Annotated in this window: 19 protein-coding genes and 1 pseudogene; 11 read left to right on the top strand and 9 right to left on the bottom strand. The window is 60.8% G+C overall.

From position 1 onward, the window contains the following. Positions 1–3 precede the first annotated feature (3 nt). The 5 genes and pseudogenes from Tel_00865 to Tel_00885 all read right to left on the bottom strand — a co-directional run bounded on the left by Tel_00865 (position 4) and on the right by Tel_00885 (position 6,135). Positions 4–3,375: a hypothetical protein gene (locus Tel_00865; GenBank protein ALP51804.1), complete on the bottom strand. Its 3,372-nt coding sequence runs from the start codon at positions 3,373–3,375 to the stop codon at positions 4–6. A gap of 186 nt (positions 3,376–3,561) precedes the next feature. After that, complete coding sequence (locus tag Tel_00870; GenBank protein ALP51805.1) at positions 3,562–4,101, bottom strand: hypothetical protein; 540 nt, start codon at positions 4,099–4,101, stop codon at positions 3,562–3,564. A gap of 17 nt (positions 4,102–4,118) precedes the next feature. Continuing rightward, entirely contained in the window at positions 4,119–5,126 is a 1,008-nt protein-coding gene (locus Tel_00875; GenBank protein ALP51806.1) for a hypothetical protein, read from the bottom strand. 68 nt (positions 5,127–5,194) lie between these two features. Continuing rightward, positions 5,195–5,605 (bottom strand): annotated as a pseudogene (locus Tel_00880) (hypothetical protein). 14 nt (positions 5,606–5,619) lie between these two features. Beyond that, positions 5,620–6,135, bottom strand: a complete 516-nt coding sequence (locus Tel_00885) for a hypothetical protein (GenBank protein ID ALP51807.1) — start codon at positions 6,133–6,135, stop codon at positions 5,620–5,622. A gap of 148 nt (positions 6,136–6,283) precedes the next feature. Between Tel_00885 and Tel_00890 the strand changes: the two genes are divergently transcribed. The 4 genes from Tel_00890 (at position 6,284) to Tel_00905 (ending at position 9,495) form a co-directional block, all read left to right on the top strand. Further along, entirely contained in the window at positions 6,284–7,363 is a 1,080-nt protein-coding gene (locus tag Tel_00890; protein ALP51808.1) for a D-amino acid oxidase, read from the top strand. Between the two features lie 80 nt (positions 7,364–7,443). Then, positions 7,444–7,872, top strand: a complete 429-nt coding sequence (locus tag Tel_00895) for a Fur family transcriptional regulator (protein ALP54683.1) — start codon at positions 7,444–7,446, stop codon at positions 7,870–7,872. Positions 7,873–8,026: 154 nt separating this feature from the next. Further along, positions 8,027–8,584, top strand: coding sequence for an N-acetyl-anhydromuranmyl-L-alanine amidase (locus Tel_00900; protein ID ALP51809.1), 558 nt, complete (start codon positions 8,027–8,029; stop codon positions 8,582–8,584). Between the two features lie 2 nt (positions 8,585–8,586). Continuing rightward, positions 8,587–9,495, top strand: coding sequence for a hypothetical protein (locus tag Tel_00905; protein ID ALP51810.1), 909 nt, complete (start codon positions 8,587–8,589; stop codon positions 9,493–9,495). On the opposite strand, the gene Tel_00910 is transcribed toward Tel_00905, so the two are convergent. The 3 genes from Tel_00910 to Tel_00920 all read right to left on the bottom strand — a co-directional run bounded on the left by Tel_00910 (position 9,483) and on the right by Tel_00920 (position 14,691). Beyond that, entirely contained in the window at positions 9,483–13,064 is a 3,582-nt protein-coding gene (locus Tel_00910; GenBank protein ID ALP51811.1) for a hypothetical protein, read from the bottom strand. The two genes, Tel_00905 and Tel_00910, sit on opposite strands and share 13 nt — an antisense overlap. 160 nt (positions 13,065–13,224) lie before the next feature. Next, the gene (locus Tel_00915; protein ID ALP51812.1) at positions 13,225–13,989 is read right to left on the bottom strand and encodes a hypothetical protein; all 765 of its coding nucleotides are present in this window, start codon (positions 13,987–13,989) and stop codon (positions 13,225–13,227) included. 138 nt (positions 13,990–14,127) lie between these two features. Continuing rightward, the gene (locus Tel_00920; GenBank protein ID ALP51813.1) at positions 14,128–14,691 is read right to left on the bottom strand and encodes a cobalamin adenosyltransferase; all 564 of its coding nucleotides are present in this window, start codon (positions 14,689–14,691) and stop codon (positions 14,128–14,130) included. A gap of 18 nt (positions 14,692–14,709) precedes the next feature. Between Tel_00920 and Tel_00925 the strand changes: the two genes are divergently transcribed. From Tel_00925 to Tel_00950, 6 genes are read left to right on the top strand one after another with little or no spacing between them, the layout of a single operon-like run. Continuing rightward, on the top strand, positions 14,710–15,015 hold the full coding sequence (locus Tel_00925; GenBank protein ID ALP51814.1) for a hypothetical protein: 306 nt from the start codon (positions 14,710–14,712) through the stop codon (positions 15,013–15,015). Next, positions 15,008–15,673: a hypothetical protein gene (locus tag Tel_00930; protein ALP51815.1), complete on the top strand. Its 666-nt coding sequence runs from the start codon at positions 15,008–15,010 to the stop codon at positions 15,671–15,673. The genes Tel_00925 and Tel_00930 overlap by 8 nt, the downstream gene beginning before the upstream one ends. A 42-nt stretch (positions 15,674–15,715) precedes the next feature. Then, positions 15,716–16,000 (top strand): hypothetical protein, encoded by a 285-nt coding sequence (locus tag Tel_00935; protein ID ALP51816.1) that lies wholly within the window; start codon positions 15,716–15,718, stop codon positions 15,998–16,000. Between the two features lie 6 nt (positions 16,001–16,006). After that, a complete protein-coding gene (locus Tel_00940) occupies positions 16,007–16,909 on the top strand; it encodes an aldolase (GenBank protein ALP51817.1) in 903 nt (300 codons plus the stop codon). Continuing rightward, positions 16,906–18,030: a hypothetical protein gene (locus Tel_00945; GenBank protein ID ALP51818.1), complete on the top strand. Its 1,125-nt coding sequence runs from the start codon at positions 16,906–16,908 to the stop codon at positions 18,028–18,030. The genes Tel_00940 and Tel_00945 overlap by 4 nt, the downstream gene beginning before the upstream one ends. 5 nt (positions 18,031–18,035) lie before the next feature. After that, positions 18,036–18,635, top strand: a complete 600-nt coding sequence (locus Tel_00950) for a phosphoglycerate kinase (protein ID ALP54684.1) — start codon at positions 18,036–18,038, stop codon at positions 18,633–18,635. On the opposite strand, the gene Tel_00955 is transcribed toward Tel_00950, so the two are convergent. Next, positions 18,612–19,361 carry a hypothetical protein gene (locus Tel_00955; protein ALP51819.1) on the bottom strand — a complete coding sequence of 250 codons (750 nt, stop codon included), beginning with the start codon at positions 19,359–19,361 and terminating at the stop codon, positions 18,612–18,614. The two genes, Tel_00950 and Tel_00955, sit on opposite strands and share 24 nt — an antisense overlap. A gap of 84 nt (positions 19,362–19,445) precedes the next feature. On the opposite strand from Tel_00955, the gene Tel_00960 reads away from it, so the two are divergent. Next, positions 19,446–20,351, top strand: a complete 906-nt coding sequence (locus tag Tel_00960; protein ID ALP54685.1) for an ABC transporter substrate-binding protein — start codon at positions 19,446–19,448, stop codon at positions 20,349–20,351. Positions 20,352–20,377 lie beyond the last annotated feature (26 nt).

Consider the following 20,377-nt stretch of genomic DNA (forward strand, 5'->3'; position numbering starts at 1 on the left):
GTCCTATTGGGCGAAAAGTTCCTGCCAGGAAAGCCGCCCCGAATCGCCGCTGATACCGACGTCGACCCGGCGGGCGTCAATGTTGCCTTCGTCGTCGGGGGTATACATCATATCGCCGAGGAAGTTCGAGCCGGCCGGAATATCGGTCAGTTGGACGCCGGCGGCCTGGGCGTCGTCGCCGTCGACGTCGCCGTCGCCATCGGTGTCAAACAGGGCGGTGTCCGACATGGTGCCGTCGACCTGTTTGACCGCCATCAGCCAGCCGTAGCCATCCGGTTGACAGAGTTGGGTGCCTGGAATCAAGGTGTTGTAGAAGACGAATTCGCCGCGGATTTTTGGATTGACCACCACCCGTTCGCCGCTGGTAGGTAGATCATGGAACCAGCCGTGGTTGCTGTTGCTGTACGCCACTACGTTATCCGACGTGGTGCGCACGGACCCTGATGCAGTCAGGGTTTGCTGCGTCAGGTCTGAGCGGGTCAGCTCTTTCGTGCCGCTGTCCCATACGCCGTAGAAGCTCTGGGTGTCGCTGGTGGTTTTGTCGCCGTCGACGATAAATTGTCCGGTACCGAAGAATACCATCAGGCTAGGGTCCGGATTGCCGCTGACGGACGCCGTTTGCGTGGCGACAATGGGCTTGGTTGTGATTGCTTGCGCAGTGCCACCGCTGTTCGCCGCGATAAATAGAGGTTTTGGTGTATTGCCCTGTTTATAGGCAACCCCCCATTGACTGGGATTGCTGCCGCTGATATCGAAGGCCCATAGATTACCTTCCAAGTCACCGGCATAGACACGGTCGGCGCGACCATCGCCGTCGGCGTCGACCACGGCGGATGACGAGAGTCCGTTCTTGTCGGCCAGCGTGCCAACCCCGGTCTTGATCTCGATGTAATCGCCATTGGACCACTCGCCATCCATGCCGTCCTCCAGATACAAGATAAACAGGCTGGCCTGGCCGTCCCCGGTGCTGTTATAGCCGTTGCCGAAGATGGCTGCCCATTTGCCGTTTTCGAGCAGGGTGATGGTGGGTTGACTAAAGGTATAGCCGAGATCCGCATCATCACTGCTATCGAACTCCCACATCACGATGTCGCCGGCATTGGCATCCGCGAATGAGCTGGGGTCGGTAATGTCTAACGCGAAGATGCCGCGGCCGCCGGCGCGCAGGCCCCCGACCAGCACGGTTTTCCAGGCACCGTCGATGTACACGTCCTGAACGGTCGGGCTCAGGTCGACATAGTATCTATGCGAATAGGAAGGGTCAGTGAGGTAATGCAACCCTTCGCCTGCGGATGATGAAAACAAGGCGTTGGGGATGAAGGCCATGGCCTCGCTGCCGTCGTCTTCGTTGAAGCCGTGCAACATGCCGTCATTGGCGCCGACATAAATAATTCCTCCGCGGTCTTCGTTGGCGGCCACGAAATCTGAGTAAACGCCGTCGCCGAAGGTGGCGGTATTGGGATAGCCGGACTGGGGTTTGCCCACATACACGGGATTCGAATGGACGATGTCGCCCAGTACATTTGTCCTGTCACGGAAAAACAGGTCCTGGGATTCGTCGGAGGTGTCGCCACGCAGATAATCGATACGCGCCTGTCCTTCTCCGTCCGCGCCGGACGGTCCCATATTGAGGTCGTCCTGTTGGCTTGAGGCCAGGTTGGCAAGCGTCTTGAAGGCAATGCCGGTGGAATTGCCGGGCGTCCCGGTATCTCTCTTGTAGGTCAATATAACCCGGGATGCGTGTGATTGGGTGTTTAGCACATTGCCGGCATTCCAAGTGGGTGACTCGGCAATGCTGCCGTCGCCGGCAAGATCGCTAGAGATAAGCTCACCCTTCCAGTTTTCGGACGGGTTGAATTTGGCTTGATAAACCACCGAGCCGGTATCTAGGGTGGTGGTATTGAAGGCCACCGCCGCCGCCGTGCTGGTGCCCTTGGAGGCGGTGTTGACGGCGGCTTGGATGGCGGTGACCAGCGAATCGGGATTTTGGGCGCTGAAGAAATCGCCGCGGCCGTTATAGGCGGCGTGCCAAAGGTCGTCGATCTTTTCGTCATTGCCGTCGTCGGGATCGGGCCAACTAAAACCGCCTGCTGTCGGATCATCCGTTGCCGGATTCAGTGTACCGCTGACGCCGAATGCGACCGTGATTGTGTTCATGTGCTGATGGGATGCGCTATCGCTCGCGGACGTGGGGACCTCGTTGGAAAGCGCGGACAGATCATTTTCATAGTAGTGCATGGCGACGTCGGCGAGGGTGTTGGAATACGTATCGCTATAGGCGCCGCCATCAAATGCCGTGTCGCCGTCGCCGTCGGCATTGCCTATACTGGGGCTGGAGCCGGTATAGAAACCATCGGTCATCAATATGCTGACGTTCTTCTGGCACATACCGTATTCACCGGCCGGAAGAATGGGATTGGTGTAGTCGCCGGTGTCGCCAAAAAAGCTGTTGTTGACATAGTCGAAATATCTCCCCACATTTCTCAGGTTCTGTCGTAACGGCGTCCCGCCCGATGAGTTCGTGGAGTAGAGCTTGTCGAACAGCGCCTTTTTATTCCCGACGTCGGGCTCCAAGTTCAATGACGCGACCTCGATCTTGACGTTGTTATTGTTATTGATGCTGCCGTAGCCGACGCGTGCGCCGGTAAGGTCCACAATGGCCTTACTGAGGGCGTACTTGGCGACAAATTCGCGTTTGCGGTGATAGCCGAACCAGTTGGCGAAATTCTGTTTTACATCGGCGGCGGTTTTGCCTTCTCCCAGCCAGGTAACCGCTTGGGCGTCGGTAATGTCGCGGATCTTGTATTCAGTCTCTTCGCCGTTTTCAAAGATTCCGTCACCATCATCAGTCCAGGTATAGAAATAGAATCCATCCGGGTTGCCGTCGCCATCGCGATCGCTCGTAAGTCGGGCAAGCCCGGCACCCGCCCAGTTAGAGTTGTCTGTCAGGAGGTTAATGGTTTCCTGGGGATTGTAGGGATCGTCGGGGGCATTGGTAATATCAATATTGTCGAAGGGATTTCCATTGATGTCTTTGCCGTCCCAGGGTTCATAGGTCTTGGTTGGGTCGAAATAGAGCGGATTGAAGTCGCTGTTGCGGATGCGCCAGGCCTGGTCGTCCGCGGTATAGCAGTCGTTACCGTTATCACTGTAGGCGTTGCTGCCCCACTCCACGATATAGATATAGCCGTCAGAAGAGTAGCTGTCGGAGAAACTGCAATTGGCTGACCCATCGTCATTGCTGTCGCGGTGCTTGACGTCACCTGCGCCGACCGGATTGCTGCCGTCAGGCTGGCTGCCGGTAAAGCGGCCGCCATTGTCAGTGTCTGTAGTCATAACCTCCCAGTCCATACTGCCCGAGTCGTCGCTAAGCATGAAAATGTTAGACTCAACGGCGGGGCCTACATACAAGGGCTGATCGGATAGTGAGCCCGGCGCACCAAGCGCCCGGGATTGAAATAAGGTGGCGGAAATCACGCAAACTGTCACGGCCAAAACGTGTTGGTACGAGTGCTTACGATGTTTCATGATGTTTCTCCCGTCATCGGCCTGTGATGCTGATTAAAAACGTTTGGCGTAATAGCTTTGTAGTAAGGTGACCGTCGTGTCTGAACCGCCGGTTCCTCGCGCTGTGATAAGAAAGCTGTTGAGCGTGCCCTGGCCGGATGTCTCGCCATAGCCACCGATATTAACGTCGCTGGTGCCGGTGCCTATTTCTCCGACAAACTCGATAATGTACCGGGGTCTGGTTCCGATATTCTCGATGTCCGCCCCGTATTCCAAGGAGTTGTCCGCCGTCCAGGTGGCATCCGAGAATACGTTGACATCACTGCCTTCCGGGTAATGCCCGCCTGTCTCACCGTTAAATGCGGCGGCCGGTGAGACGATTCCTTCAATGGTGGCTTCGCCGGCACGTAGCGCTGCTTCAGCCGCCTGTAAAGACAGTGAAATATCGCGATCATTGCCGGCCATTTTCTCTTCTAGAATATTGGTTTGCATGGCGGTGACGCCGATGATTGTCATGACCAGCAGGAGCAGAAGACTGACAATGAGGGCGGCGCCGCCTTGACCGTTTTGAAGTGATGTGTCTTGTTTTCTCATCGCTGTAACCATAGGGATTAAGAAACCCGGTTTCGAATAGTGATGGTGGAGCTGAAGGTGCGGCGGATGCGGTTGTCGCCGCCGCCGGCGGTCAGGGAGACATTGTCGTCGAGCGTGCGCAGGGTCAGCGTGAGACGCACGCTGACGACATCGACCATGTTCGTGACGCTGGCTGCGGAGATATAGGTGTCCGCCGTTTGGTCGCCATTCGTATCCTCGCCGTATAGTATTTCCATGTCTTCCACGCCTTCGATAAGCTCTTCTGTGACCACATTGACGTTGCTGAGTCTCTTGCGGTAGAGCGAAGGCCCGCCCGAGGCGTTGATGCCGATGTAATAGACGAAGCTTTCCATCTTCATGACAGACGCGTCGGCGCCGTAGGCCTTTGACAGCTTGTTGTTTATGTTGACGGAATTGGAGTGGGCGATAGTGATCTTGCCGCTGCCTGATGAGACGTTGTTGGCGGCAAAGACGTCGGTGTCTTCGCAATCGGATATAACCAAAATGTCATCTGGCGCAAAGAGCCCGGCGGCGGTAACGGCGTCCAGCTGGATGTTGGCGTTATCCGCGGTCATGTTGCCGACCAGGCGTACGCCGGTGTCACTGCCTCGTTTTATAAGAATGACGTCGGTGCCGTCATAGACATCAGCTGCGGTGAGCTGGACTGTATCGGTGATGGCGACAGGCAGGCCGGCTTCTTCTCGCCCATCGATACCGGCAGTCGAAACGTCACCCGCTTGATCAGGTACTCCGTCCCCATCGACATCGGCAATGTTGGTGGCTACACCGATATCACCACAGCCGGCGAACCCCGCCATGCGTATATCCTTGGTCAACAGGTTCACGGCGAAGCGCCCGTTCTCCTGTAACCGTGACAGTGCTTCCTGTACCCGATAGGTCTGCTTGTTATTGGCGAAGATCTGAATAGTGCCGGTCATTAACAGGAGGCTGACGACGATTGCCACCATGAGTTCCACCATGGAGAAGCCGCGTTGCTGTGACACGTGATTTGTGCGGTCTGTCATAACTCCAACTCCACCTGGAAGCATTTAAGGTCGTCGGCATCATCGGGGTCGCAGTCGGTGCCGCTGGCGCCGCTGCGCTCGTGATCCCACATCACCGAGAGGGTGGAGATGCCGCCTGACGTCGTTACCGTTCCCTGTCCGGAGGGGAGCTTGTCCGCCAGCGCGGTGTTCCATTGATAAGTGTCGAACACCGCCATTTGTGCCGGCGTGCACGCGTTGGACTCGCAATCGGTGTAGGACTGCGGAATGCCTGAAATATTGTTGTAATTACCGGCGCTGACACCGGCCATATTGGCGCGCATGCGATCGCTCATGTCATAGGCTAATAAAGTGGCCTGGCTGCGCATATAGGCTTCGTGGTTGCTCTTTAGCCCGGTGGCCTGCATGCCGGCCAAGCCCAGCAGTCCCAGCGATAGAATAATGAGCGTGATCAGCACTTCTATCATGGTAAAACCGGCGTTGTGTTTTTTTCGATACATTCTTATTACGCCTCCTAGCTGTCGCAGGTATAGTTGCTGACGCTGGGTCGCCCGGTCAGAGAGATACTGATTGTCCGGCCGGTTTCGCCGCTGCGGTCGTCGCATAGTGTGAAGGTGATCGCGGAGCTGCCGCTCAAAAACCCGGTGCTCCTGTAGCTCAAGCTGCTGACGCTGGAGGCGGCAACGAGTGTGCTGCTGCCCTCGAAAGCCTGGTGGTTACGCAGGATATTGTTGCTGCTGTCTTTCACGACCCAGCCGTTGTGCCAGTTGGCTGAAGCATCGTTGCTGTCGACAGAGACATTGGCGCCGCGCCGAATGGCTTCGCTACGGGCATAATTGAGCGTAGCGATGAGATCGTTGGCCTGTGTGGTAAGGCGGTTGTTTTTGATGGTGCTGGTGAAACTCGGGACGGCCAGGCTCATCAGGATAGCGGCGACGGCCAAGGTGATCATCAGCTCCACCAAGGTAAAACCGCGTTGGGCGCTGTTGCTGTCGGCTTTTCGGGTTCCTGCTATCACGTAATTCACCATGGTTTTCAAAGTATCTGCACTTCCTTATCGGGCCGGCTGGGGTAATGTTGAGTCAGTAGTGCTCGGCAAAGGATCGAGTGGTGCGACTGACGCGATGAACGGTTCCGGCGGCCGTCGCGGCGCGTGAAAATGTGAAATAATTCACACCATGAAAAGCACTGTGATTATCGGCGCCGGGCTGACCGGCTTGTTGCTGGCGCGCGAGTTGGCATTGGCGGGCACCAAGGTCACCGTGGTGGAGCGCGGCAGGGCGGGCCGTGAGTCGTCCTGGGCCGGCGGCGGTATTCTCTCGCCCCTTTATCCCTGGCGTTATCCCGAGGCGGTGACGGCGTTGGCGGCGTGGAGTCAGCGTCATTACCCTGAGCTCGTGAGCCGGATTCAAGCCGAATCCGGACTGGATCCGGAATACCTGCAAAGCGGTTTATTGATTCTGGCGCCGGACGATCGCGGCGCGGCCTTGGCCTGGGGGCGGGAGCACCAGGTCGAACTGGAGGAAGTGTCTGCGGCGCAAGCCGCTGCGATCGAGCCGCGCCTGGGTGAGGCGAAGCCGGGGGTGTGGCTGCCGCATATCGCTCAACTGCGTAATCCGCGCATGATGCAGGCGCTGGCCAAGAGCTGTGCCGCACTGGGGGTGCACGTGCTCGAACAGTGTCCGGCCGAGCGGCTGTTGATCGAGCAGGGCCGGGTTCGGGGCGTCAGGACCGCCACCCGGGACTGTCATGCCGAGGCGGTGGTGGTTGCCGGCGGCGCCTGGAGCCGGCCGCTGCTGGAGGGCCTGGGGGTCGAGTTGCAGGTCGAGCCGGTCAAGGGACAGATGCTGCTCTACCGCGCCGCGCCGGATCTGGTTCGGCGTATCGTGCTAGCCGGCGGCCATTACGTGATCCCGCGCCGCGATGGCCATATCCTGGCCGGCAGCACTCTGGAGCATGTCGGTTTCGACAAGACGCCGACCGCGGACGCGCGCCGCGAGTTGCAGGCGGCAGCCGAGGCCCTCATCCCGGCCCTGCGCGATTATCCCCTGGTGAACCATTGGGCGGGACTCAGGCCCGGTTCACCGCAGGGCATCCCCTATATCGGCCCCCACCCCAAGGTGGCGAATCTTTACCTCAGCGCCGGTCATTTCCGCAACGGGGTGGCCATCGGGCCCGCCTCGGCGCGCCTGTTGGCGGATTTGATGCTGGCGCGAACGCCGATCCTGGCGCCCTCGGCTTATGTGCCGGGGCCTTGATGCCGATACTGAAGTTGACATAATTGTTTGATGTCGTAAGCTAATTACCTACCGGTTTAGACTGAGTCAAAAGGCCTATGATGGATAAATACCCGCGCTCACGCGCCGAAGTGATTGACCTGATGCGCCACAAGGGGGTCAATCCGACCCAGCAACGCGTTGAAATTGCACAGGTTTTGTTTGCCGAGCCGCAACATGTCTCGGCCGACCAGGTGCTTGTCATGGTGAATAAAAAGCGCTCCATCGTCTCCAAAGCGACTGTTTACAACACCCTGGGCCTATTCGCCAAGAAGGGGCTGGTGCGCGAGGTGATCGTCGATCCGAGCCGGGTGTTTTACGATCCCACCACCACGCCGCATCATCATTTCTACAATGTGGATACCGGCGAGTTGATGGACATGGCGCCGGATTCGCTGTCCTTGGGTGAGCTGCCGCCACTGCCGTCCGGGACCGAGGCGGAGGGGGTCGATGTCGTGATCCGGGTCCGGAATAGTGCCGTAAGCTGTTGAGTCAGCTTAAAAATATGAATTAAGAACAAAGCCCGCCGCGAGCGGGCTTTGTGTTTTACGCCGACCGTTCTGGGTGGGCGCGGCCGGGGCCTGCTTTGCAGCGGCGATTTTTCCGCTAGACTGGCATCTTTTACAGGTGCTACAAACAGTTACCATGACCATGATAGAGCGGGGATGGTTGCGGCAGGCGCGGCGACTGACATCGCCCAACTGCGACGCGCGGCCGGCTGGGGAGGCTATTTCGTTGCTGGTGGTGCACGGCATCAGTCTGCCGCCGCGCCAGTACGGCGGGTGTTATATCGAGGACTTGTTCTGTAATCGGCTCGATCCCGCTGCCCATCCCTATTTCGCCGAGATCGCCGAATTGCGGGTCTCCGCCCATGTGTTGATCCGGCGTGACGGTGAGTTGCTGCAGTTCGTGCCGTTTGCTAAACGCGCCTGGCACGCCGGCGTCTCCTGTTTTCAGGGACGTGAACGTTGCAATGATTTTTCCATCGGCGTCGAGTTGGAGGGCTGTGACGACGAGCCCTATGAGCCGATCCAGTACCGGCGCTTGGCGCAGGTAACGCGCGGATTGATGGCGGCCTATCCGGGTATCACGCCGGAGCGCATTGTGGGACATTGCGATATCGCGCCGGGGCGCAAGAGCGATCCCGGTGCCGCCTTTGATTGGGGGGAATTTCGGCGTTTGTTAGCGGGAGATCAGTCATGACTATGCGCATTGGTATTGACCTGGGGGGCACCAAGACGGAAGTGATCGCCTTGGCGGAAGACGACCGCGAGCTGTTCCGCCATCGCGTGCTCACGCCGCGCGGCAATTATCACGAGAGCATCGCCTTGATCACCTCCCTGGTGGAGGAGGCGGAACAATACGCCGGCCGTAAGGGCACAGTGGGCATCGGTACCCCGGGGGCGATCTCGCCTGCCAACGGGCATATAAAAAACGCCAATTCCACCTGGCTCAACGGCAAGCCCCTGGAACAGGATCTGGTCGCGGCCTTGGAACGGCCGGTGCGCCTGGCTAACGATGCCGATTGCTTCACACTCTCAGAGGCGATCGATGGCGCGGCCGAAGGCGCGGGCACGGTGTTCGGCGTGATCATCGGCACCGGCACCGGTGGGGGCATCGTGGTCAACGGGCGGGTATTAAAAGGGCCTAACGCCATCGCCGGCGAGTGGGGCCACAATCCCCTCCCCTGGCCGCGCTGGGACGAACGCCGCGGTCCGCCCTGTTACTGCGGCAAACGCGGCTGCATCGAGACCTATCTGAGCGGCGCCGGCCTGAGTCGCGACCACTACGACCTGACCCGCCAACGCCTCAGCGCCAATGAGATCGCCCTGCGCTGTCAAAAGGGGGATCACCTGGCCGAGCAGACCATGGCGCGTTACGAAGACCGCCTGGCGCGCGCCCTCGCCGGGGTGATCAATATCCTCGACCCGGAGGTGATTGTGGTGGGTGGCGGTGTGTCCAACATCTGCAGTCTTTATCACCGCGTCCCCAAGTTATGGGCGCAGTGGGTATTCTCCGATACCGTGGCCACCCACTTACTGCCGGCCAAACACGGCGATTCCAGCGGGGTGCGCGGCGCGGCCAGGCTGTGGCCGGTGGATTACGGCGCGTAAGCCTTCCATTGTTTGACGTGGCGGCGGCGGTAGCCATAGCCCGTCAGCAACAGCAAAACGCCGGTGAACGCCCAACCGGGATACATTACGGTATACACCAGGGGCGCCAGTACCAGGCGCGCCAGCCAGCGTAGGGTCTCGTCCTCGGCGATGCGCGCGGCGATCGGTGGCGAGTGTTCATAATAAAAATCCACGAACCAACGTCCCAGGCGGTTGCTGAGCAGGTAATCATCACGAAAGGCGCGCAGCTCGGTGACATACGGATGCAGGAATGAGCCGTAGGCGGCGGTGGCGATGAAACACTCATCGATGGTGATGGTGCGGTTCTCGCCGACCGTGTTATTACTGAAGTCGGGATCGTGCTCGTTGGCCTTGACGCGGGCGATATTGCGTATCTGGAGTTCGGTCTGCTGCGGTTCCAGCGAGATGGAGACATTGACGCTGTCGCCTACGTCCATAACGCCGATGTTGCAACGCAATAGCGGCGGCTCGGCGCTTGTTGCGGCGCTGCAGACTCCCTGGCTGGCGGCCGAATGCCGGTACAGCACGTTGGGCGGCAGCCAGTCAGTGAACTGCACGTCGTTGGCGGCGTCCGGGCCGTTGTTGGTGATGGTGATTTCGAAGGTCATGGGGATGTTGGCCTTGAGCGTCTCCGGGGTGCTGGTCATGGTGAGCGCCACATCGGCGCTGGCGGTGCCCAGCACCGGCGTGAGCAGGTAGCCGTGCGACGTGCCGTTGAGCAGCCCCGTGCCGACGATGCGGCCCATGTTGTCGATGGCGGTGGCGTCCTGCAGTTGCCATTCCGGCCGTTCGACTTGGGTGTCCAGCGCCACCATCTTGTTGGTCAGCGATTCCAGTCCATTGCTCATCAAGCTCCAGCTGGCGCCGTCATCGGTGGATTTATAGACCCCGTCGGTATCGACGCCGGCGAACAGCTCGGTGCTTGCGTCCGGATTGTAGGCCACTGAGTAGACGCTCAGGCCGTCGATACCGCTGTTGATGGCCGCCCAACTCCAGGCGCCGAAGGCGTCGCTGATGCGATGCACCCCGTTTTTGGCGGCGACCAAGAACGTGCCGGGCGTGCCGGGATGCTGCGCGATGTCAAAGATGTCGTTATCACTGACTGTGCTGTTAGTGTTCAGTGACGTCCAGCTCAGGCCCTGGTCGAGGCTGCGGTACAAACCTTCAGAGGCGCTGGCGGCGATGATCTGGTCATCGTTGTTCGGGTTGATGGCCAGGTCGACGATGTCGACATCGTCAGGCAGGCCGATACTCACCGGCACCCAATTGCGTCCTTGGTCGCTGCTGCGGTAGACGCCGTCGGCGGTGCCGGCATAGAGGATTTTGGGGGTGGCGGCGATGTCCAGCGCCAGGCTGTAGACCGACAGATTGGTCAGGCCGTTGTTCAGCGCCGCCCAGTTGCTGCCGGCATCGGTGCTGACATAGACCCCGCCCAGGGTGGCGGCGTAGACGATGGGGGGGAAGGTGGTGGTGTCCACCGCCAGGGCCTGGATATTGTAGTTGTCCAGGCCGGTGTTGCTCCTGATCCAGTTCTGGCCGTCGTCCACCGAGACGTAGAGGCCCTGGTCGGTGGAGCCCGCCCACAGGCGCGGTGGATCGTAGTTGTCGCCGTCGACGGCGATGCTGGTGATCTTGAAGCCCGAGGTGCCGCTGTCGGCGATGGACCAGAGCGCATCGGCCACCGCGTCGTTGGCGCGGGTGGAATAAATGCCGTTGGCGGTGCCGGCGAAGATGCGGCTCTGGGTCGGCGTGACCAGGTCGCGGATCACCTGGAAGGTGTAGACGTCACTGGAGCTGATGCCCGGGGTCACCGAGGCCCAGCTGGCGCCGCCGTTTTCAGAGCGAAAGATGCTGCCGGGGGTGGTGATATAAAGCGTCTTGGTGGCGCCGCCCTCGTCGGCCAAAGCGCTGGAGAAGGTGGCGCCGTCGCGCAGTTTTTCCCAGTCGCTGACCAGGTCGGTGCTGCGGCGGTAAAAGCCGTCGTTGGTGGCGGTGTAGAGAATACTGGGGTTGCTGTCGGTGTCGATGATCAAGTCGTTGATGACGACATTCAACAGGCCGTCGTTGATGGGTTCGAACTGAATATCCTGGGTGATCTGGGTGGCTTTGTAGATACCGCCGCCGCGTGTTCCCACATAGAGAACACCGGGCTCGTTTTCATCCAGCAACACCATGGTGAGAAAGCGGGTGAACAGGCGCGTTTCATCCTGTCCGTTGGCCTGGCTCCAGCTGGCACCACCGTTGATGGAGCGATACAGGCCGCTGGAGGTGGCGGCGTAAACCAGCTCGTTGTCCGGGTCGGGGTCGCTGGCAAATACGAAGGAGCCGAAGTTGGAGGTCTCCGGGGCCAGGTCCCAAGTATCGCCGTTGTCATGACTGTAGAAGATGCCGCGCGCCGTGCCCGCATACATGCGCCGTTCCTCGTCCTCGTCCTCGCGAACGGCGTTATCCACATGCAGTGCATAGGTGGTAAAGCCGCTGAGGTCTTGGTGCAGGCTGAACCAGTTGCTGCCACTGTTGTTGCTGACAAAAATACCGCCGTTGGTGGCGGCATAGATGCGGGCGCTAGTGTCGGGGTCGATGGAGAGGCCGTTGATGGTGCGGTTGACCAGTCCCAAATTGACATTGAGCCAGTCTTCACCGCTGTTGAAACTGCGCGCCACGCCGTTGCCGTTGCTGCTGCCGGTGTAGACCGTCCCGGTTCCTTGGGGGTCGGTGATGATCAACAGCGTGTCATTGGCCGAGGTGTCAAAACTAAAGGCGCGTTTGTCGCCGTTGAAGCGCACGGACTGGCCGACAATGAAGCCGTCGTTGTTAATGCCTCGGGCAATGCTGTCCACATCGTGATTGAGGGCGCCGAGATTGAAAATACCGCTGTTCACCGGCGCGTAAAAGGCGCGGCGGCCGCCGAACAGGACATTGCGGTTGTAGGCCAAGCCGACAACGTCATGGTTTTCGTTGATATCCAGGCCTTCGCTTTGGCGATAGCCGTCAAAAGTATCCAGGTTGATCAGGGTTTCAGTGTCGTAACGGAAGGCCAGCATGTTGTCGTCGACATCGGCGGAAGCGCCGGTGATGTGACCGCGATCATTGATGGCGTTGGCATGGGCGTTGCCGCCGCCCAGGGTGCCCAGGGTGGTGAGGGTGCCGCTGTAGATGTCGTAACTGAAACCGCGCTCGAAGCCGTCGGTGATCTGCCGGACGCCGATCACTTCGTCGAAACTGCTGATGTCGCGCGCCTCCAGCAGACTGCTGAACGGACTCAGTTCCGACGCTAGCTGGGTATCGCTCCAGAGCAGGGCGGTATTGTCCGGGCTGTTGTCCTGGTAGCCCACCACCAGTTGGTTTTCGTTGGCGGCGAGGGCATAGCTCTGGTTTTGCAGCGGGATCAAAATGCCGTCGCGATACAGCACCGCCGTGGGGGTGGCCGCGCTGCTGTCGACGCCGCTGATCAGGCCGCTCTCATTGAGGCCCAGGGGTTGGAAATTGGCCCCCAAATCGGTGATGTCATACACTTGGGCCGCCACTGCGGCGCTGCCGCTTAGCACCGCTGCCAGCGCCGGCCCGAGGAGTATAGCGCTCGTCGTTACGCGACGCCGTGTCATGTGCTCATCAACCTGTCTTTGCCAAATTCGGATCGACCGTTATACATTCGGGGTCTTTGTTAGACAAGCGGCAGCAAGGCGTGGTTCTGTAGCGGTTTTGCGGTCACAGTGTTGTGCCAAGCTGGCGCAGTGTGGGGACCTGCAGCCCGGCCGCGTCGGCCTGCGCCAAGGCACGCTTGAGACGGGCCGGCGCCGAGCGCCCCGTGCACTTATGCTCGGGATCGCCGTCGAAGGCCTCCAACATCCCTTCCAGTAGGCGGGCGTGCGGCAAGGGGTGATCCACCAGGGTGGCTTGAACCTGCATCACTTCGTCGGCTACGGCGCGCGCCAGCGCCTCATGGTCGCGCCACAATTCGTTGACGGTGCCGCCGCTTTCCAGGCCGGCGATGTTGGTAGTCAGGATATAGACATTCTTGCGCAGCAGCTCGTACTCCATCGCGGCGTCCGAATCGACCACGCGGCAGGGAATGTCGAGTTGGCCGAGGGCCTCTTGGATGGCCTGCGCATGAGGACCGTGGACCGGCGAAGGCAATAGTACCTTGGTGTCCTGGCCGCGCTTTTTTTCGAACCAAACGGAAATGACGGTGGGATCGGTGAAGGGGTAGTCGCGCCAGTCGCGCGGCAGCAGCTCGTTTTGCAGCAGCACCAGACGATCACGCCATGCCGGGGGGATGTTGGCCAGGGTGGCATGCAGATCCTGTTCCGCCACTGCCACCAGCACGAATTCGGGTTTGGGGACGGCCGCGGCCACGGTCATTGGGTCCATTGCGCGGGTAACAGGGTAGAGCGGATAGCCGCTGCGCAATATGCCGCGGGCGAATACCCCGCCCATTTCGCCCACGCCAATGATGACCACCGGTTTATACATAGCAATCCCTTATGCTTTTGCCTTGAATAAACAAATCATTATAACCGTTTAGGGCAAGCGATTCATGGTCGCGGGTGTGGCCGTGTGCCCGGCAGGCAAACCGATAATGATCTGGAAATTGATTAGCGTTAACAGGCCCTAGTTGTCCTCGGCCTTGGCGGGTCGCCACAATACCTCGCTGCCGCCGTTTTCGCGTGCCAGCAGGCGGGCCATGACGAACAACAGGTCGGAGAGGCGATTGAGATAGGACAGGGCCTGCTGGTTGACCGCCTCCTGGCGCAGCAGGCTGGCGACGCGGCGCTCGGCGCGCCGACAGACCGCGCGGGCGATGTGGCAGCTGGCGGCCGCGGCATTGCCGCCGGGCAGAATGAATTCCTTGAGCGGCGGCAGTTCGGCGTTGAATTCATCGAGCCATTGTTCCAGCTGTTGGATATGGGCGCTGCGCAGCACGCTGTATTCATCCCCCGGCATGGACAGCTCGCCGCCCAGGTCAAACAAGCGGTGCTGGATCTGGGTGAGGCAATCGCGTAGGGCGTCTGGGAGGGACTGGGCCAGGGTGGCGCCGAGATGACTGTTAAGTTCGTCGACGGCGCCCATGGCCTCGATGCGGGCGGAGTCTTTTTCCACCCGCGCGCCGTCGCTCAGTCCCGTCATGCCGCTGTCGCCGGTGCGGGTGTATATTTTGGAAAGGCGGTGGCCCATGGGGTCTGCTCTCTCAACATGGCAAAATTCAAGGCGGATATCTTACCTGCAATGGCCGTCGAGTGCAGGGGGGTGGGTGAGTGTCGACTAATTTTACACATGTGTTTCGGCGCTGGCATCGCCGCCGCCCGCTGCAAACCGTCGGCAGAAGGAAAGTTTCGCCAAATCAGATGTCTAGGGGAAATAGGTATGGTTCTTGCAAACTCACCCGGCAATCAGGCGTCGGATGCCATGGCTATGTCCGGAATATGGTATATTTCGCCAATATTTTTAATCAGTTGCCGGATGTCGCCGGTATTTCAGGAGTATGTGGATTATGAGTAACGACATGCAGAAGGGTCACAAAGTGTCGGATGCCCATGACAACAAGCGTGCCGAGCAGCCGGACAATGCCGGGCTGACGCGGCGCAAATTCACCAAGGCGGGCCTGCTCGGCGCGCCCCTGATTATGACCCTCAACAGTCGTCCGGTGCTGGGTGCGTACCAGTGTACGGTGTCCGGTATGATGTCGGGCAATCTGTCCAATATCGATCCCAACGTGGATCAGTGTTTCAGTAAGAGCGAGGGTGTTTGGAGCAGCCAGTCCGTACTCGGCCCGTCCAGCGGCGGAAGCCGCCGCCGCTCGCGCGACAGCGGCACCGCCACCTATCCCCATCATTACTGGCCCGCGCCGTTCACACCGGAGACCCGGTTTCATGATTATTTCGGCACCGGTGTCTATAACTACGGCGATGCCAGCTTCATCCAAGTGATGCGCGCCTCTGCCGAGCTCGACATCAGCGATGATCACAACGCCGGCTTCAAAGCGGCCGGCTCCCTGCTCAACGCCCAATTCTACGGCCAGACCTATTTCGGCTACGATGCCGACTGGGTCATCAATACCTGGAACGGTTGGACCGGTTCGGTGGCCGATCTGGCCGACTTTTTCAGTGCCCTGAATCACCGTTGGGACGCCGAGACCCCCCATCCCAAGCATGGCTAGTGCGCAGCTGGGTTGCGCGCCTAGCCTCGATTTTTCCTAAGCATGCCTGAGGGCAAGCGGTGGCGCCTGGCCCACGGCGTGGATTTGGTGTGGCGCGAATGGGCGTCAGACTCTGTGGGCTACGAGCGTTTTTCCGGCGACCTGCATCGCTTCGATGCGGCGACGGCCGCGCTGCTACAGTGTCTGAGTCAAACGCCCTTGGATGAGCAGGCGGTTATAGACGCCGTTGCCCGCCGTCTGGCCTTGGACGGCGATTCTCAACTCGGTCTGTTTATTAGACAATCACTGAGCCAGCTATTGAGCCTGGGCCTAGTGGAGCAGGCGTAGAGATTCCTGATAAGTACCGTGAACGATTTTGCCGCACAGCTGGAACAGACCGGCGTCTACCTCCAGACCGGGCCGTTTTCCATCCATTTGCGCTCAGGCCTGGCCTCGGTGGCCGAGGGTTTGGCGCGACTGTATTTCGAATACCCGCGCAGCGAGCGGTCCGAATTCGCTGATTTCCATCTAAATGTCGATGCGGTGGCCGGCCTGCGTCGTTGGGTTCGGCCCCAGGTGCAGTTCGCGTTTGACGGGCATATTCCCTTTAAGCCTTTGCCCTTGGTGCAGGCCTTTCCCATGTTCGAGTGGGGCCTGAACTGGTGTGTCGCCAACCACGCCCACGACTATCTCATCATTCATGCGGCGGTGGTGGAAAAGGGCGGCAAGGCGGCCATCCTGCCGGCCCCGCCGGGCTCGGGTAAGAGCACGCTTTGCGCCGCCTTAGTGAATTGTGGCTGGCGCCTGTTTTCCGACGAATTGGCCATGTTTTCCCTGCAAATGCGTAAACTGGTGCCGCTGCCGCGTCCGGTCAATCTCAAGAACAATTCCATCGATATCATGCAGGCGTATGCGCCGGATGCGGTGTTCGGGCCGCGCGTTGCAGACACCAACAAGGGGACGGTGTGCCACATGAAGGCGCCCGCCGACAGTATAGCCCGCGCCGCCGAAGCCGCGCTGCCGGCCTGGATTATCCTGCCGCGCTACGTGCCGGAGGCCGCGGCCAGCCTGACGCCCCGTGGCAAGGCCCAGACCTGTATGGACCTGGCCCACAACGCCTTCAACTTCAGCCTGCTGGCAGATGAAGGGTTTCAGGCGCTGACAGAATTATTGGACCAAAGCGACTGTTACGACTTCAGCTACAGTCGCCTGGATGATGCCGTGCACATCTTCGATAAGCTGGCGGCCGGGCAATGAGGCACGCCGCGCAGCGCCTGACCGAACTGATCCGGCATCCCGATACGGGTGTCGATGCGAGTCTGGGCGACTGGGATCTGCTCATCCGCCAAGCGCGCCACAGTTCATTGCTGTCGCGTCTGGGCTGGCTGATGCAAGGCAGCGGCCGCATGGATGCGCTGCCGCCCCAGGTCGCCATGCATTTGCGCTCGGCGCTGCGGGTGGCGGACAAGCAGGCCCGGGTGGTGCGCTTCGAGCTGAGTCGCATCGAGACTGCGTTGCGGCCCCTCGACGCCCCGGTGATGGTGCTGAAAGGGGCGGCCTATGTGGGCGCGCAACTGCCGCCCGCCGGGGGACGCATCTTTTCCGACATCGATATCCTGGTGCCCAAAGCGCATTTGGACGAGGCCGAGCGCTATATGATCCGCGCCGGTTGGATGACCACCCATCATGATGAATACGATCAACGCTACTACCGCAACTGGATGCACGAGCTGCCGCCCATGAAACACGGCCGCCGCGGCACCGTGGTGGACATGCACCACACCATCCTGCCCGAGACCGCGCGCCTGCACCCCGATCCGGAAAAACTGCTGGCGCGGCGCCAGCCCCTGCCCGGTTACCGCCATTTGTATACGCTGTCGAATGTAGACATGGTGCTGCACAGCGCCACCCACCTGTTCCATGACGGCGAGTTGGAAAACGGCCTGCGTGACCTGGTGGACCTGGATGCCCTGCTGCGCCATTTCGGTACAACCGATGGGTTTTGGGACGAACTGGTGGAGCGCGCCGCCGAGCTGGAGTTGGGCCGGCCGCTGCATTACGCCCTGCGCTACACGGCGAGGTTTCTTCAAACACCCGTGCCCGATGTGGCCAGGAAAGGCGCGGCGGCCTTGGGCCGGCCGGCGGCCCCTCAGTCACACCTCATGGACGCCCTGCTGCGCCGCGCCCTGATGCCCGATCATGTCAGTTGCGACGACGCCCTGACGCCGCTGGCGCGGTGGCTGCTCTACGTGCGCTCCCATTATCTGCGCATGCCGCTGCACTTGCTTATTCCCCATCTGGTGCGCAAGGCTGTGAAAACACGGCAAGGGCCGACGGCACCCCTGCAGGCCCCGGAAGTGGAAGGCGAAAAAGGATGAAGCCGATGGTGACCACGGTGGATCTGATGCGTCACGGCGAACCGGTGGGCGGCAGCAAGTATCGCGGCCAGGTCGACGATCCGCTCAGCGACAAGGGTTGGGCGCAGATGCGCGCGGCGGTGGCGGACCATTGTCCCTGGCAGGCCGTGGTCAGTTCACCGCTGAGGCGCTGCGCCGCCTTCGCCGCGGAACTGGCACAGCGCCACGCACTGCCCCTGAGCCTGGAGGAGCGCTTCAAGGAGATCGGCTTCGGCGTTTGGGAAGGGCGCACCAAGGCCGAGATCACAGCCCAGAACCCGGATGCCCTGGAACGCTTTTACGCCGACCCGGTGCGCCATCGACCGCCCCGGGCCGAGCCGCTGAGCGAATTCCAACAACGCATTGTCGCCGCCTGGTGGGATTTGTTACAGGCCCATGCCGGCGGCCAGGTGTTGCTGGTGGCCCATGCCGGCGTCATCCGCATGCTGCTCAGCCATGTGTTGGCGGCGCCGCCCGAGCGTATGTTCCGCATTCAGGTGCCCAATGCCGCGATCAGCCGCATCCGCGTCGACGGCGAGGGACGCGAGGCGGCCGCCCATTTATTATTCCATGCCGGGTGTCTCTAGCCCGGGCGGGGTGGGGAAACGCCCGGGCGCGATGGCGTCCACCACGTCCACCGCGTCGATGTGATAGCGCACCGCCGTCAGCGTGCTCACGTCTTCCAGGTGCAGGGCCTTGAGCAGGGTGTGACCCTCGATGACGCGCCATTGAAAAAAGAGTTTCTTGTCCAGTTTGTTATCGTTATTGAAATAGGCCGCGCGCATGAGGTGGCAGCGGCCGTCGGCGGCGCGTTTGAACGATAGACTGCGTTTCGGATAGGGCGCGTCGGCGCGCGTCGCATTCAGGGTGTAGTAGTCCATGCCGCCGAAACTGTTATGGCTGCTGATGGCTACTTCAAACGCGTCGAGCCGGCGCGGCTGCATGAAGGTCTCGCTGAGCAGCCACAGGGGCGTGTTGCTTTCGCCGGCGGCGGAAAACCGCCCGGTGTCCGTCGCGTAGCGCCAGGCCTGTGCGTTGGGTTTGTCCAACAACAGGGCCGGCCCCTGTCCGCCGTCGGGGTCAATGTAAATCCGCTGTGGGTCTTCCAGGCGCAGGTAATGATAGGCTTCCGGCGCCTTGTTCTTGTAAGTGACCTCAACGTCAATGCCAGCCTGGAGGCTGATGGCGACGGGGGCCGGCAGGCAGTGTTGCAATAGCTCGCGCGCCACCTCGTCGGCCCGCACCGGCAGCAGGGCACAGCAGCCAATCAATACTGCCGAGATGCGCTGATAAAACACGATGCGATACCTCACACATTATACAAGGAGCTAAGAATCATAATGGGGCGGCTCGGGCTTCACAATCAATTGACACTGGTTTGCGCGCGCGTATGGCTGTTGGCGGCGCTCTGGGCCGGGCTGCTGGGAACACCATCCGCGCCGGCCCAGGCCGGCGCGGTCACGGTCACCGACGACAGCGGGCGACAGGTCGCGCTGGCGCAGCCGGCCGGGCGTATCGTCAGCCTGGCGCCGCATCTCACCGAACTGTTGTTTGCCGCCGGCGCCGGGGCGCGGGTGGTGGGCGTGGATCAGCACAGCGATTATCCGCCGGCGGCGCGCCACATCACCCATCTGGGCTCCGCGCTGCAGCTGGATCTGGAGCGGCTGCTGGCGCTGCAGCCCGATCTGGTGGTGATCTGGCAAAGCGGTGGCGGCGCGGCGATGATCGACAAGCTTCAATCTCTGGGCCTATCTGTATACCGTTCCGATCCGCGCAGTCTGGGGGATATCGCCACCAGTCTGGAGCGTCTGGGCCGTCTGGCGGGCACCGAGGCGCAGGCCGCGCGCGCGGCACAGGCCTTTCGCCAGGCCTTGCACGAGCTGCGCCGCCAACATGCCGGCAAGCCCCGGCTGCGGGTGTTCTATCAGATCTGGCACCGGCCGCTGATGACGGTCAACGGCGAGCACCTGATCAGCGCCGTCATGGACCTGTGCGGCGGCGACAATATCTTCGCCGACCTGCCCACTCTGGCGCCCCAGGTCTCCACCGAGGCGGTGCTGGTGGCCGATCCGCAGGTCATCATCGCCAGCGGCAGGGCGGTGGAGCGCCCCGAGTGGTTGCAGGCCTGGCTGAAGTGGGAGGCCCTAGCGGCCGTTAAACAGGAGAGTCTGTACGTGATTCACCCGGATATCATCCAGCGCCACACGCCGAGAATCCTGCAGGGGGCGGAGCAGATGTGCGGCTATCTCGACCAGGTGCGTCGCAAGCTGGATAGCCGCGGGGCGGGGATGCCAAAGCGCTAACCCGCATTTCTCACACCGGGTGGCCA

This window comes from Candidatus Tenderia electrophaga (genome assembly GCA_001447805.1).
GTDB lineage: Bacteria > Pseudomonadota > Gammaproteobacteria > Tenderiales > Tenderiaceae > Tenderia > Tenderia electrophaga.

Bases quoted from the DNA above. Each gene is read 5' to 3' on its own strand.
- Tel_00865 (ALP51804.1), bottom strand. From the start codon at position 3,375: ATGCTTAGCGACGACTCGGGCAGTATGGACTGGGAGGTTATGACTACA.
- Tel_00870 (ALP51805.1), bottom strand. From the start codon at position 4,101: ATGAGAAAACAAGACACATCACTTCAAAACGGTCAAGGCGGCGCCGCC.
- Tel_00875 (ALP51806.1), bottom strand. From the start codon at position 5,126: ATGACAGACCGCACAAATCACGTGTCACAGCAACGCGGCTTCTCCATG.
- Tel_00885 (ALP51807.1), bottom strand. From the start codon at position 6,135: ATGGTGAATTACGTGATAGCAGGAACCCGAAAAGCCGACAGCAACAGC.
- Tel_00890 (ALP51808.1), top strand. From the start codon at position 6,284: ATGAAAAGCACTGTGATTATCGGCGCCGGGCTGACCGGCTTGTTGCTG.
- Tel_00895 (ALP54683.1), top strand. From the start codon at position 7,444: ATGGATAAATACCCGCGCTCACGCGCCGAAGTGATTGACCTGATGCGC.
- Tel_00900 (ALP51809.1), top strand. From the start codon at position 8,027: ATGACCATGATAGAGCGGGGATGGTTGCGGCAGGCGCGGCGACTGACA.
- Tel_00905 (ALP51810.1), top strand. From the start codon at position 8,587: ATGCGCATTGGTATTGACCTGGGGGGCACCAAGACGGAAGTGATCGCC.
- Tel_00915 (ALP51812.1), bottom strand. From the start codon at position 13,989: ATGTATAAACCGGTGGTCATCATTGGCGTGGGCGAAATGGGCGGGGTA.
- Tel_00920 (ALP51813.1), bottom strand. From the start codon at position 14,691: ATGGGCCACCGCCTTTCCAAAATATACACCCGCACCGGCGACAGCGGC.
- Tel_00925 (ALP51814.1), top strand. From the start codon at position 14,710: ATGGCAAAATTCAAGGCGGATATCTTACCTGCAATGGCCGTCGAGTGC.
- Tel_00930 (ALP51815.1), top strand. From the start codon at position 15,008: ATGAGTAACGACATGCAGAAGGGTCACAAAGTGTCGGATGCCCATGAC.
- Tel_00935 (ALP51816.1), top strand. From the start codon at position 15,716: ATGCCTGAGGGCAAGCGGTGGCGCCTGGCCCACGGCGTGGATTTGGTG.
- Tel_00945 (ALP51818.1), top strand. From the start codon at position 16,906: ATGAGGCACGCCGCGCAGCGCCTGACCGAACTGATCCGGCATCCCGAT.
- Tel_00950 (ALP54684.1), top strand. From the start codon at position 18,036: ATGGTGACCACGGTGGATCTGATGCGTCACGGCGAACCGGTGGGCGGC.